8 protein-coding genes are annotated in these 13,668 nt (G+C 61.3%); 5 read left to right on the top strand and 3 right to left on the bottom strand.

The genetic code is table 11. The features are described 5' to 3' along the window. Positions 1-12: 12 nt before the first annotated feature. Entirely contained in the window at positions 13-747 is a 735-nt protein-coding gene (locus ACMFWR_RS29745; RefSeq protein ID WP_413195965.1) for a response regulator transcription factor, read from the top strand. On the opposite strand, the gene ACMFWR_RS29740 is transcribed toward ACMFWR_RS29745, so the two are convergent. The 3 genes from ACMFWR_RS29740 to ACMFWR_RS29730 form a co-directional block, all read right to left on the bottom strand. Continuing rightward, the gene (locus tag ACMFWR_RS29740) at positions 728-5,887 is read right to left on the bottom strand and encodes an AAA family ATPase (protein ID WP_413195964.1); all 5,160 of its coding nucleotides are present in this window, start codon (positions 5,885-5,887) and stop codon (positions 728-730) included. The two genes, ACMFWR_RS29745 and ACMFWR_RS29740, sit on opposite strands and share 20 nt — an antisense overlap. Before the next feature lie 197 nt (positions 5,888-6,084). Next, positions 6,085-7,614 carry a diguanylate cyclase gene (locus ACMFWR_RS29735; protein ID WP_413195963.1) on the bottom strand — a complete coding sequence of 510 codons (1,530 nt, stop codon included), beginning with the start codon at positions 7,612-7,614 and terminating at the stop codon, positions 6,085-6,087. Positions 7,615-7,834: 220 nt separating this feature from the next. Further along, on the bottom strand, positions 7,835-8,578 hold the full coding sequence (locus tag ACMFWR_RS29730; protein WP_413195962.1) for a YoaK family protein: 744 nt from the start codon (positions 8,576-8,578) through the stop codon (positions 7,835-7,837). Positions 8,579-8,826: 248 nt separating this feature from the next. On the opposite strand from ACMFWR_RS29730, the gene ACMFWR_RS29725 reads away from it, so the two are divergent. From ACMFWR_RS29725 to ACMFWR_RS29710, 4 genes are all read left to right on the top strand, one after another. Beyond that, a complete protein-coding gene (locus ACMFWR_RS29725) occupies positions 8,827-9,900 on the top strand; it encodes a sugar ABC transporter substrate-binding protein (protein ID WP_413195961.1) in 1,074 nt (357 codons plus the stop codon). A 3-nt stretch (positions 9,901-9,903) separates the two neighbouring features. Then, positions 9,904-11,547, top strand: a complete 1,644-nt coding sequence (locus tag ACMFWR_RS29720) for a sugar ABC transporter ATP-binding protein (protein ID WP_413195960.1) — start codon at positions 9,904-9,906, stop codon at positions 11,545-11,547. Between the two features lie 76 nt (positions 11,548-11,623). Then, the gene (locus tag ACMFWR_RS29715; RefSeq protein ID WP_413195959.1) at positions 11,624-12,442 is read left to right on the top strand and encodes an SDR family NAD(P)-dependent oxidoreductase; all 819 of its coding nucleotides are present in this window, start codon (positions 11,624-11,626) and stop codon (positions 12,440-12,442) included. 97 nt (positions 12,443-12,539) lie between these two features. Continuing rightward, positions 12,540-13,574 carry an ABC transporter permease gene (locus ACMFWR_RS29710; RefSeq protein WP_413195958.1) on the top strand — a complete coding sequence of 345 codons (1,035 nt, stop codon included), beginning with the start codon at positions 12,540-12,542 and terminating at the stop codon, positions 13,572-13,574. Positions 13,575-13,668 lie beyond the last annotated feature (94 nt).

The raw sequence follows: 13,668 nt of genomic DNA, 5'->3' as shown, positions 1-13,668 counted from the left end.
CCGGGAGGCGCCATGCTCGTTCAATCCTGCACATCGCAGCGACGCGCGGAAACTGTCGAAGTCCCCGTTGTCTATGTCGTCGATGACGACGAACTGACTCGCCAATCCATCAGCGCACTGCTGCGTTCGGTGGATCTGCATGTCGAGACATTTGCCTCCACACGCGAGTTTCTGTCGAGCCCGAGGGCCGATGCGCCGAGTTGTCTCGTACTCGATGTGCGACTACCCAACGAAAGCGGGCTCGACCTGCAACAGCAGCTCAATCGGCTCGGTATCACGCTGTCGATCATCTTTATCAGCGGGCACGGCGATATCCCGATGACCGTGCAAGCCATGAAGGCCGGCGCACTCGACTTTCTGACCAAGCCCTTTCGCGATCAGGATCTGCTCGATGCCGTGCGCAACGGGCTGCGCATGGACAAGGAACGCCTGAGCAGCGCGCGCTCGATCGCCTCGCTTCGCAAGCGCTATGACGCCATGAGCGCGAAAGAGAAGACCGTCATGAGCCTGGTCGTCGCCGGCTATATGAACAAGCAGATTGCAGCGCGAATGAATCTCAGCGAGATCACGATCAAGACGTACCGAGCACATGCGATGAAGAAAATGGAGAGCCGCAATCTCGCGGAATTCGTGCGTATCGGCGAAATACTCGGGCTCGAGCCTTCGCGCGAGTTTCTTTCGACGCGAAGTGCCTCAGGCCGAAGTGCGGGCGAGGAACCCGGCTCTTTCAAGAACGTCTGGGACTGAGCGCCGAATCGAATAGCACGACTTCGAAGCGCGCGCCGCCGGACGGACTCTGTGCAACGTTCAGGCGGCCTTTGTGGCCCTCAACGATCGACGCGCATATCGACAGCCCCATCCCCATGCCGCCCTCCTTTGTCGTGACAAAGGGAGCGAACATTTTGTCGCGAGTGTGAGGCGCGATGCCGGGCCCCGTGTCCACAACGGCGAGCCATGTCGCGCCTTCGCCGCGCTGCGTCGACAGCGTCAACCGGCGCTCGCGCCCCGCCACCTCGCTCATCGCCTCCACGGCATTCATCGTCAGGTTCAGCACGACCTGTTGAATCTGCACGCGATCTCCCCAGGCGACACACGGGCCGTTCAATGCTTCCGCGTCGATGCTCACCGCACGCTTTTCAATCTCGCTGCGCACGACGAGCAAGACCTCGCGTACCGCATCATTGAGGTCGAACTCGGTGAAATTGAGCGCCGAGCGCTTGGCCAGGGCGCGCAGCCCGCGCACGATATCGCGGGCTCGCGTGCTGTCGAGCTGAATGCGTTCGAGAGCGTCGTTCACTTCGTTCAGGTTGGGCTCGGGTCGATGAAGCCAGCGCATGGCCGCTCCCGCTCCGGTTGCGATGGACACCAAAGGCTGGCTGACCTCGTGTGCAATCGATGCGACCATTTGTCCCATCGTCGTGAGCCGCGATATGCGCGCCAGCGCTTCGCGTGAGTTGCGCAGGGCTTCCTCGGCCGCTTCGCGACGCGCATTGCTTTCGATGGTCTGCGCGTAGAGCCGCGCATTCTCGAGTGAAATGGCCGCCTGGGACGCGAGCACCTCGAGCAGGCGTGTTTTCTCAGGGGTAAACGCACCGACGATCTGATTGTTCTCTACGTAGAGCACGCCGATCAGCGCCGACTGCTTGAGTAGTGGCAAGCACAGTACCGATCGAAGACGCTGTCGCGCAACGACAGGATCGTCGCGAAAACTGCCGCTTTCCGCGGCATGATCGAGCAGGATGCTCTGGCGCGTCCGGCTGACGGCGAGCAAGAGACCCGTGGGCATATCCACGCTCGAGAGTTCGCGCGTAGCGACCGCGACCTCGACACTCATGCCCACCATGCGCGCCTCGGCCTCGATATGCAATACGCCGTCGACGAGCAAGGTCACCACACCGTGGGTCGCACCCGCATGTTCCAGCACGTTCTTCATCAGCACATCGAGCAAACGCGGCAAGAGCATCTCGCTCGACAAAGCATGCGACGCGGTGATGATCGCTTGTGTGTCGAGTTGCTGTTCGAGTTGCGGTGAAACGAACGCCGCGGCGACCGAGTCCACGATTCGTGGCAGTCGCCGCTCAATGTCGTCGACTTTGGCATCGGCGCCATAGTGGCGATAGGCTGAGCGCGCGCTACGCAGAAAAGATTCCGCCGTGGTTTTCAGATGCAGGCTCTCGTAAAACCCCGCAGCGGCTTCATTGGCCAAAGCTTCCATATGCACGAAGCCCTGCGAGCGGGCACACGCAATGGCTTCCTCATAAAGCGCCTGCGCTTCGAGCACCAGGCCCTCGACACGCGCGATTTCCGCACGCACCAGCGCCGCCCGGTCGCCGAAATTCGCCGGGCAATTGTCCGCGAAACGGCACAACTGCGATCCGTACGCGCGCAACGCCGCCCTGTGCTCGTCGCGCAAGGCACTGTCGCTTTCGTTGCTGTAAGCCCAGGCTCTGGCCAGGCCGCCGTACAAAGGCAAGTCAGCTGCTTCGACATGCCCTATCGACGCGGACACGATGTCTGCCGCGCGAGCTTCAAATTTGAGTGCGTCGCTCCACTGACGGAACATCACGGCAATTTGCAGCCGATGCACCCAATAGGCGTAGGCTCCAGTGCTCGTGGCCAAGGGTCCCGATACGAACTCATCCGCCCAGGTTGCCGTCAGTCCGAGCGAGCTCAGCGTGCTCTCGTAGGTGCCACGTAGCGTCGATATCAGCATCACCTGGGCAAGCACGGCGCCAAATACCATGCGGAAACCCGCTTGATTCACGTAGGCAAGCGCACGCTCGGCTGTCTGATCGAGTTCGTCCAGCGATACACCTGCAAACAGCAAATGCGACACCATGTTTCGCTGGCAATACACCGCGAATGTGAGGTCGCAATCGTCATAGGCGCGAACCGCTGCATCCAGAAGATGTTGCTTGCTCTCCCGGATCGGCGACATCCACGGCATGGCGATCGTGCCGAGGCACATCAGCACGCGCGCGGCCAGCCGGTCGAGTCCCGGTGTCCGGATCAGTTCGTGTGCCATCTGAGCAGCGATACGGCCACGTCTGGCGTCCATGAAGCGATACACAAGTCCGCTCGCCGCGCACACCATGCCGTATGAAGACGATCCGCAGCACCCATGCTCGAGCGTCATGCTGACGATCGTGAGTGCCACGCAGTGGCCCAGGTTGCTGTTGTTCGAGAACAGCACGGGCGGAATCAGGTCGGCGAACACGTCCATCACGCCGGTCCATTTTTCGTCGGCCCTTGCGTCGCCGATTTGCCGGCCGTCGCGCTTGAATGCGTCAATCAGCGTCACGACATGGGCGCAGATGCGATCGGTGTCCTGATCGGTCGGCGTGGTGGTGAACTGAATGCCCGCCTCGTTGACAAACTGAAGGCCGACGTCGATCGCCGTGCGTATGTCGCCGATGGTCGTGTAGAGCGCCGTGCGCACACGCGCAACGTCCGCTTTCAGGCGTTCGTCGATCGGCGCGACGGCAAGGTCGCGAAGACGCTGCTCGGCTTGCTGAAACCGGCCGGTCATGAACTCGCATTCAGCCGTATGAAACTCAATCCGGTGATGCGTCGGCGCGTCGTCGGTATCGTGAAGGAACTGCGCAGCGAAACCCAGAAAGTTCAGTGCCGTGAGATAGTCCGCAGACTGCCTGGCTTCGATGCCCGCCTGGAGATTGATCGCACCGTATCGCTCGCGATCGTGCGGCGACGCAATGCTCTCCATGCCGAGGTTCACCTGGTTCGCACCGAGAAACAGCAACGCGCGCGGCATCGACTCCGCCAGATGCGTGACAATGCGATCGCCAATCCGGGCGTGAAGCGTCGACGGACCTCGGCCGCGATGCAATGTCAGGTAGACGGTTTCACGGATCCGGTCGTGCCAGAAAACGTACTCGGCGCCATTCCATCTGACGAGTTCCGCACCCTCGATCGCTGCGAATGCCTCCCGGACCTCGTCTTCGTTCATACCCAGTGCAATACTGAGCGTCGATACGCTGGCCCGATCGCCCAGACAAGCCAGGTGCTGAAGCACGCGCAAGCCGCTTTCACTGAGCGTTTCGACTCGCGGCAGTAAAAAGTCGACAACATTCGACGTGATGTCGCGGTCGCGAATGCGCTCGAGATCCCAACGCCAGATGCACGTCGACCGATCGAAGCTGACGAGCCCTTCCTGAAGCAAGGCGCCAAAGAAGCGAACCGTAAAGAACGGGTTCCCCTGCGTCTTCGTCCGAATCAGTCGCGCGAGCGGCAGCGCTAGTGTGCTGGCGCAAGCCAACGTGTCGCTGACGAAACTCGCAACGGACTCGAGATCGAGCGCCCCGAGCGACATCTGTGTCCGGAACCCGTACCGATGCTCGGCGGACGACACGCCATCGTCCGTCTCGGCACGCCGCAACGCCCCAACCAGAACAAGATGGTCAACCGGATCGGCACTTTGCAGCAGATACTCGATCACCGACAACGTGCCGCCATCCGCCCATTGAAGGTCATCGATAAACACGATGAGCGGCGCACCCTCACTCGCGAAGCATGCGAGAAATCGCCTGACAATTTCCAGAAAACGCTGTTTGTCGACCGTCTCCGAGTTGCGGTCCGTATTGCGATTCAGTTCGCGGCCCGGTTCGCGATCCGGTTCGATCGGCTGAGCGGCAAAGAAGCGCAGTTCAGGCAGTAAAGGCACGAGGACGGACATATTCGCGCCAAGCGCCGCGCGCAGCCTGACGGCAACCTCCTGAAAGGCGTCTTCCGCCTGCCGCAGGCTCATCGACAACAACGCGTTCATCGCCGTCGCGATGCACCCGTACGGTACCGTCGCTTCGATTACGCCGCATTTGCCTGCGGCAAATCGATGCGGCCTGTCGCCAAGCGATGCAGGCAGCGATCGCGCGAGCGCCGTTTTTCCGCTGCCCGATTCGCCGAGTATCAGCACACCCTCGGTACCGCCTTGCAGGGCTACCCGGTCAAACATTGACTTGAGCTGTTCAGTCTCAGCGTCACGCCCGTAGAGGAACGTCGCCGTGTTCAACCGATGAGCGACATTGCTGTGATCGAGCAGGAACGCGTCAACGCTTCCCTGCTCCCGCCATTGGATACCGCATTGCTCGAGATCCCATGCGAGACCGTCAGCATTGGCGTATCGGTCGTTCGCGTCCTTGGCGAGCAATTTCTCGACAATCTGCGCGAGCACTTCCGGCGTGTCACGTCGCAATTGCCTGACATCCGGTGGTTGACTCGCCAGATGCGAATGCACGACCCCGCGCAGATCGTCGTCGCCAAACACGCGCACTCCGACAAGCAGTTCGTACAGCATGCAGCCAATCGAATAAAGATCGGCCCGGGCATCGACAGTTCGATTGATCAGCCCGCTGAGCTCGGGCGCCAGATAGGACAACGACGAGATAGTCAGGTCCCGAACCGTCGCTTGTTTCGATGCACCCGGCCCGGTGACAGCGTTGCCGAATCCCGTTAGCCACGCATGCTGGTTATCCGCGTCGAGCAGGATATTGTCCGGATTCAGGTCGCGATGAACGATGCCCGCTGCGTGCATGGCTGCCGTGGCCGTCGCAATGGCGACACCGATCGACAAGACCTGCCCCACCGGCAAATGCTGTCCGCAGAGGTCGCGCAAGGTCAGCCCACCCGGATCTCCGAACCACAGCTCGGCATGATCGACTGCGTGACTGAGTTCGAAGGGCACGCACGCCCATGAAGCGTCGAGCATATGCCGCAGCGCGTATTCGCGCTGCAATACGCGAAACGCGCCGTCGGCCTTCTCGGCCGAGGCCGTCGAAACCAGATACGAAGTCCCGTCGGCCCGCCAGTGTCGTTGCAGGTCGATCGAGCCGACACGCAACACGGCCGTGCGGCCACTCTGAAAATCCGTCATTTCGGTCTGTCCGTTTCGCGTCGGGGGTCCGCGCTGCTTCTTGTACTTTTCCCGGACGGTCGCCTGGACCGACGCTTGTGCGTCTCCTGCGTGCGGTGCGGTGCGCGCCGTCGAGCACCGGTCACACTAGCACAATGACCGGCGCGAAACGGATTCGCATACTCGAGTATCCGAAGTCCATACTCGCGGATGGGGGCTTAGCCGGCGACTTTCGACAAGGTCGTCGGCACACTCGCGGGTTCATCCCGATCGGCCTCGACGCGGTTGCGCCCATGGTGCTTGGCGGCATAGAGCGCATCATCGGCGGCTTTAAGCAGCACCACGGCCGAGGCGAACGAGGCATCCCGATCCACCGTCGCGCAGCCGATGCTGACGGTCACTACGCGGTGATCGCTTGCGTCGTTCGGGATAGAAAGCGCTTGCACCGCCTCGACAATTCGCCAGGCAAGCGAAACGGCGCCGCGCCGGTCGGTCTGCGGCAGCACCATCGCAAACTCTTCACCGCCATAACGCGCCGCAAAATCGGCCGGGCGCTTGAGCTCGCGCTTCATGGCGAGCGCCACCGAGCGCAGGACATCGTCACCCCGTTCGTGACCGTAGCGGTCGTTGAACTGCTTGAAGCGATCGACATCGACAAAGAGCACCGACAGCTCCGTACCTTCGCGCCGCGCGCGCTTCCACTCTTTCTCAAGCACCTCGTCGAAGAACCGGCGATTTCCCAGCGTCGTCAGCGCATCGGTATGCGACAGGGTTCGCAACTCTTCCTCGACTTCGGAACGGCGTCGCAACTCGCCTGCCAGTAACTCCGCCAGTAACAGATAGCCTAGCGCCAGCACGACCATCCCACCGCCGATAATCCATGCGCGGTGGCGCCATGCCGCATAGATATCTTCCTCGGCCGGAGAAATGACGAGCGTCAAGCCGAATGGATCGATCTTCGTATGCACGAACAGGCGCTTTCTTCCGTCAAACGACGAGCGGCCCAAAAACGCGCCCGACGCCTCGCTGATAAAGCGATTGAAATTGACGCCACCGCGGATCGACGTCGCCATCCCGTTGAGCGAGGGAAGCCGCATGAGCAACGTGCCGTCGTGCTCGAACAACGCGATCGCGCCGTTAGGCCCGATATTGAGGCCGGCAAACAGGTCGCGGAAATAGTTAATGCTGATCGTGATCAGCGCGATGCCACCAAACGAGCCGTCGGGGTGATTAAACCGACGGCTGATCGCCACGATCATCGACCCGTCATGCAAGAGCTTCGATGCGACGGGATGACTGATCAGAAGCCCGAGATCCGGATGGGTTTTTTGCGCCTTGAAGTATTCCCGATCCGCATAGTTTTGTATGCGCGGCGTCATGTGTCCCGCATCGAGCAGGATATTGCCGGCCGCATCGAGGATCAGCACCGCTCCCAGATACTTGGCCGAGAGCGCCTGATCAAACATGACTGCATCGCGCTCCTTTGCCGGCAGCGCCATGATGGCGGGATCCTCGGCGCCTTTGACCATCGCCCCGAGCGAGAGATCGATGATTTCGAGGTTGCGGTGGATATCGCGCTCGGCGACCATCGACAGATTCTGACTGACCGTCTGTGCGCGTTGCATCGCGTCCTGTCGCGCATCCAGGAGGACGGCACCGCAAATCGTTAGCAACGCAATCACCAGGATCGCCGCACTGACGATGACAGCATTGGCGCGTTGCCGACCGATCGCGCGCCACCGATCCACGATCCGAAGTTCCATATCGAGCGGACAGTTAGACGTAACGCGACCTTATCATGGGCACCGCCTTATGTGCCTTGCTTTGAGCTTTTGATCCTGCCCCGGGAAATTACCCATACTCCCTCGTCGCGTGCTGTTCTACGCGTGCCATCGAGATTCAGCGGGCGTTGCCGCATGGAACGGTTGCCCAGCAATTTTTACCTCAAGCGCGATGCCCGCGTATCGGTTAGGCGCGATAGGAGCGCACGTCGTCAAGAATCGGAACGGCACACAGCACCAGCAAAACGATCGCGAGCGGCACCGTCGAAATGAACCCGAGGTGTCTGAAGCCTAAGGCGCCAGCCAGACCGCCCGACAAAAACGACAGCAGCAACGATCCGAGCAGCGCGAGCTTTCGACGATCCGCGCGCACCTTGCCCTCGTGCGTCGCGCCGATATTCCAGTAGAAGAGCTTGCCCAGTTCGATACCGATATCGGTGACAAGACCCGTGACATGGGTCGTGCGGATCTCAGCGTTGGAGACCTTCGTGATCATCGCGTTTTGCAGGCCCATCACATAGCAAAGCAGACACACGGTCGCCGGCACGAACATCACGCGATGGGTTTCCATATTCGAGCCAAGCAAGCCGAAGCAGAGAAGCAGCGACGCCTCGAGCATCAATGGCATCGCATACCGGCTGCGCAGATCGTTACGTCGCCCCCAATTGATCAGAACCGCGGACGTCGCCGCGCCGACCAGAAACGACAGCAGCGAGCTGAATGCCGCAGCGAGCACACCGATATTGCCCAAAGCGAGGTTGTCGGCCAGCGACGACACAACACCCGACATATGCGAGGTGTATTGCCCGACGGCAAGAAATCCGCCCGCATTCGCCGCTCCGGCGACAAACGCCAGCGACCGTCCTAGCCGGCGATTCGTCACATCATTTCGCTCAGGCTTAGTCAGACCGCGAAGATAGTTGATGGGCATGGCGGACGGCCCCCTTTTGCCAACGGCGTCAGCGCAGACAAGCCTGCGATGGCCGGATGCTAGCACGGCAGAACAGCCCGCCAGCCGGGCCTCTGAAGCGGAAGTGTGACCGGCGTCACAACAATGCTTGTCTGTTATCAGTCGATGTTGCATTCGGATCAAAGTGCATCGATGCGCGTGCCTATAATTCGTCCCACTTAGCAGGACCCCTTCGCAGCAAAGAAGAACTATGACAATCGGAGACACATATGCAACCAACGTATAGCGCTTGGCTGGGCCGGCTCGTTCCTACTTTTTTGTGCTGTGTTGCGACCAGCACTGCCCTTGCCGATACGACGACCATCGGGTTCGTCACGCATTCGCAGGGTGATGCGTTTATTCAGCAAATTATCGACGGTGCGCAATCGGCCGCCAAGGATCTTGGCGTCACGCTCAAAGTCGCGCAGCAATCGGGTAGTGCGCCAGACGGGCAGCTCAAGCTGGTTCAGAACATCGTGAACGCAGGCGCGGCGGGTGTCGCTACATCGGTGCCGGGTGAATCGATGACGCGCGGTCTCAACGACATCGTCTCTTCGGGTGTCCCGGTCGCTCAGTACAACTTAATTGGCGCGAACGTCAAAGCACCCTATGTCGGCGAGCGTTCGACCGAAAGTGGCCGGATTCTCGGCAAGATGATCGTCGAAAAGCTCGGTGGCGCAGGCGCGAAGGGAAAGGTCGTGATCGGCAACTGCTTCCCGGGACTTGCCTCCCTTGAGAATCGTGCCAAGGGCGTCGAAGAATCGCTAAAGGCGGCGCCCGGCCTGCAAGTCCTCGGGCCTTACGACGTCAAGGTCAGTGCCGTCGAAAACTACAACCACTGGGAGCAATTGCACGCCGCCAATCCGGATGCAGTGGCGATGATCGGCCTCTGCGCGCCGGACGTCGCGAGCCTCGGCAAGCTCAATGCGTCCACGGGCGACAAGTTCATTGCCGGCGGCTATGACTTGACCGAGCAGAATCTCAAGGCCGTCAAGGAAGGGCACGCCTACGTGACGCTCGGTCAGAGCGCGTACGTGCAGGGGTATTTGCCGGTCGCACTGCTCGTCAACGCGATCCGCAATAAGACGACGCTTCAGGCCGGATTCATGGACGCAGGCACACAGATCGTCACGGCGCAAAGCGTGGACATGGGTAACGGCCTGCCCAAAATCACCTTCGAGCAATTGCAAGCCATGTCGGCCTCACCCGCTGCAACAGCCGAGTACTACAAAAACTGGGCGAAGACCGTCGACGACCCCAGCGTGCTCAAGCGTCTGAGTCCGATTTCCACGGAAGGAAAATAAGCGATGGCTCCCGCTCCGGGCACACACGGCAACACGGCGACGCCTTATGTCGACGGCGCGGCGGGCTCGACCACGCCGCTGATCACCGTGCGCCACTTGAGCAAGCGCTATGGCGGCGTGCTTGCGCTACGCGATATGAATCTCGAAGTCGCACGCGGGACAGTCCACGCGGTCGTCGGCGAGAACGGCGCGGGAAAATCGACGCTGATGAAGACGTTGGCCGGGGCCGTCCGCCCCGACGACGGCGAGATCATTCTCGACGGCAGGCCCGTGCGCATCGACACGCCAAAGGAAGCACGCGCCGCCGGCATCGGGATCGTCAACCAGGAACTCAGCCTGTTCCCTGAGCGATCGGTGCTCGCCAATCTGTTCGCGAATTGCGAGCCCCGTCGCTATGGGCTGGTCTCGACCCGAATCATGGAGGCCCGAAGCCGCGACTTGCTCGAACAACTCGGACTCGACGTCGATGTGCGCAGGCCGGTCGGAGAGCTGTCGATCGGCGAGCAGCAGCTCGTCGAGCTGAGTCGGGTCATGCTCGAGAAGCCTCGTCTTCTGATCCTCGACGAGCCGAACTCGGCACTGAACGAGCGCGAGACCACTCGGCTCTTTGCGATTCTCAGGCATCTTCGAGCACAAGGGATGACCATGCTGTATGTCTCCCATCGGCTCGAAGAAGTCTTCGATATCTCCGACACGATCACCATCACCCGCAATGGCGCCGACGTGACCACACGACCGCGAGCCGCGCTCACGATTCCGGAAGTGATCGAAGGCATGATCGGCACGCAACAACGCGCACTGTTTCCGCCGCCGATACCCGTCAAAGAAGGTAGCGCGCCGCGCGAGATCGCGGTCGAAGCGCTAGGCGGATACGACCTCAAGGAGATGTCATTCACGGCGCGCTCCGGCGAAATTGTCGGGTTCGCCGGACTCGAGGGCGCCGGGGTATCGACGCTGTTCGCGATGCTGTTCGGCACACGCCGCGCCGAGGCAGGGCGAGCCGTCTTTCCGGATAAGGGGCCTCTGCCCGCGTCGCCCACTCAGGCCGCGCGGCGCGGCATCTGTCTTGTGCCGGCAGACCGTCGGCATCATGGCCTGATGCTCGACAAAAGCATCGCCTTCAATATGGGCCATATCGCGGTCGGCGCGCTGACGACGGGCTCGTGGTGGGTCAGCACGATTTCCGCGTATTCGCGCGCATTGCGTCAGATCGACCGCCTTCGCATCAAGGCCCGCTCGCCCGACTCGCTTGCGAGCGAGCTCTCGGGTGGCAATCAACAAAAGATCGTGATCGGCAAGTGGCTCGAAACCGATCCGGACGTCATCTTGCTTGAAGACCCGACGCGCGGCGTCGACGTCGGCGCCAAACGGGAAATTTATGAGCTGATTCGCCGGATGTCGGCCGACGGAAAAATCGTGCTGTTCAGTTCGACCGAGTTACCGGAATTAATCGGCCTGTGCGACCGCATTCTCGTGCTCTATCGCGGTCGTCTCGCCGGCGAAGTGGAAGGTCGATCGACCGATGACAAGACCCTGCTTCACTTGATCAACACCGGTTCGCTGGATCAGGAGCGTCAAACGGGTGCATCCGGCGCCTCCCATGCGCCTCATGGGTCCCGTACGTCAGCGTCGATCGAACATCGCTGAACGCTTGCAGCGTCCGTCGACATATTAAGAACAATCAACGTCATTCAAAGAACCATCGAGGAGATTGAGCGTGCACATGCTGGAAGGAAAAATTGCGATCGTAACCGGCGCGAGCCGTGGCCTCGGACGACGCGTCGCCATCAGGCTCGCAGGGCTCGGCGCGCACGTTGCACTCCTCGCACGCAGCGCGCAGGCGCTGGAGGAGACCCGTGCAGCGATTGAGTCGCAAGGCGGTCACGCGCTGTCGATCCCTGTCGATTTGTCCAGGCCGGACGCAATCGATCATGCGAAGAGTGTGATCCACTCGGCCCTGGGTGCGCCTTCCATCCTGGTCAACGCCGCTGGAGTCTTTGGCCCGATCGACCTGCTCAAGGACACGGACCCGCACGCGTGGATCGAAACCATCATGGTGAACACGATCAGCCCTTACCTCACGTGTCGGGCATTCGCCGGAGACATGGTCCAGGCAGGCTGGGGACGTATCGTCAACGTCACGTCGGCGGCCGCGCTGCACGAACCCGGTCCCATCAATAGCGCGTACGGCACCAGCAAGGCTGCGCTCAATCAGATGACGCGACACCTCGCCGCCGAACTCAAGGGCACGGGCGTAACCGCCAATGTGATCCATCCCGGTGACGTCAAGACGGATATGTGGGCCGAAATCAAGTCGGCGTCGGAGCGCCTGGGCGACGTCGCCGACGCATACGTCAAGTGGGCGCAATGGGTCGAGCAGACCGGCGGTGACGATCCGGAAAAAGCGGCGGACCTCGTTGCCGATCTCATGACCGACGCAGCCGCAAGTGTCAGCGGTCAGTTCTTGTGGATCAAGGACGGTTTGCAGGCCCCCATCCCGAGTTGGGGCGAGCCGGGCGAATTGCAGCCGTGGCGAACCTGATTACGGCTGTGCAAGCGACATCACAGTACCTATCGATGACCGGCGTCTGTCGATGCGGCGACCGGTCGCTCAAGACCTTGATGGAGACACGCGCGTCATGAACGCCGAGAATTCCCAACCTGAACCCGGCACAACGGCCGCACGGCAAACCGAACGGCGTCGCGCCTTCGGCTTGCCCGACGAGGTCGGCGTCGCTGTCGCGCTGATCGTCCTCGTCGTCCTGATCGGCATTGCACGGCCCCGGTTTATCAATCCGTTCAATCTGCTGACCATTCTCGGCAACACGACATTCCAGGGATTGCTGTCGCTGGGCATGGTGTTCCTGCTTGCGATTCGCGAAATCGATCTGTCCGTTGGCTGGATGTTCAATTTCTCGGCCGTGTTTTCGGCGATGCTGATGACGATGGGATGGAACCCGTGGCTCGCGGCATGCGGCGGCATCGGCTTCGGCGCTGCGCTCGGATTGATCAATGGCGTGCTGGCCGTGGGACTTCGCCTGCCTTCGATCATCGTCACGCTTGGCACCTATTCCATGTTTCAGGGCTTGTCGCTCGTGGTCAACAAGGGGCGTGCGATCGTCCCGCCCGATACGGCCAGCGCGTTCTTCGACATCGTCTCGGCGAAGGTCTTCCACATCGTGCCCGTCGTCGCCGTGATATTCGTCGTGATCGCCGTGCTACTCCACGTCGTGCTGCGACGCACACGGTTCGGCTACCGCGTTCAGGCGGTTGGCAGCAATCCCGACGCAGCGCGCCTGGCAGGCATGCCGCTCGGCTGGATCCGCTTGCAGACACTCGTACTGATGGGCGCGATCAGCGGACTCTCGGGCGCGATGTATGTCGGATTCCGTGGCGCGATCGATCCGAACGAAGGTTCCGACTTTGCGCTGATCGTGATCGCCGCGGTGATCGTCGGCGGCACGCCTCTGTCGGGCGGAGCGGGCACGGTCATCGGCGCTGTGATCGGCATGCTGATCATTCAGGTCATCAGCAGCGGTATCGTGTTCTTCGGCATCGACGCAACGTGGAGCACGTTCGTGACGGGTGCGGTCATCGTACTCGCGGTGACACTGGATCAGTTCGTCAAGTATCAGCGGCGGCGCAGCCGGGAGAAATTGCGTGCGCAGCCATAGACATGGAGAGGCATGACGCAGACATAGGTATGCGTCCCCGCCTTGCCGCGGTGCGGTAGCTGCATCGATCTTCGTACGGCGTGGCGCGCCGCCA

This window comes from Pararobbsia alpina, from assembly GCF_965118125.1.
Classification (GTDB): domain Bacteria; phylum Pseudomonadota; class Gammaproteobacteria; order Burkholderiales; family Burkholderiaceae; genus Pararobbsia; species Pararobbsia alpina_A.
This window is presented reverse-complemented; position numbering and strand designations above follow the sequence as displayed.

What these genes read in the sequence shown, in the direction of transcription:
- ACMFWR_RS29715 (WP_413195959.1), top strand. Translation starts at nt 11,624, where the DNA reads ATGCTGGAAGGAAAAATTGCGATCGTAACCGGCGCGAGCCGTGGCCTC.
- ACMFWR_RS29745 (WP_413195965.1), top strand. Translation starts at nt 13, where the DNA reads ATGCTCGTTCAATCCTGCACATCGCAGCGACGCGCGGAAACTGTCGAA.
- ACMFWR_RS29710 (WP_413195958.1), top strand. Translation starts at nt 12,540, where the DNA reads ATGAACGCCGAGAATTCCCAACCTGAACCCGGCACAACGGCCGCACGG.
- ACMFWR_RS29725 (WP_413195961.1), top strand. Translation starts at nt 8,827, where the DNA reads ATGCAACCAACGTATAGCGCTTGGCTGGGCCGGCTCGTTCCTACTTTT.
- ACMFWR_RS29740 (WP_413195964.1), bottom strand. Translation starts at nt 5,887, where the DNA reads ATGACGGATTTTCAGAGTGGCCGCACGGCCGTGTTGCGTGTCGGCTCG.
- ACMFWR_RS29720 (WP_413195960.1), top strand. Translation starts at nt 9,904, where the DNA reads ATGGCTCCCGCTCCGGGCACACACGGCAACACGGCGACGCCTTATGTC.
- ACMFWR_RS29730 (WP_413195962.1), bottom strand. Translation starts at nt 8,578, where the DNA reads ATGCCCATCAACTATCTTCGCGGTCTGACTAAGCCTGAGCGAAATGAT.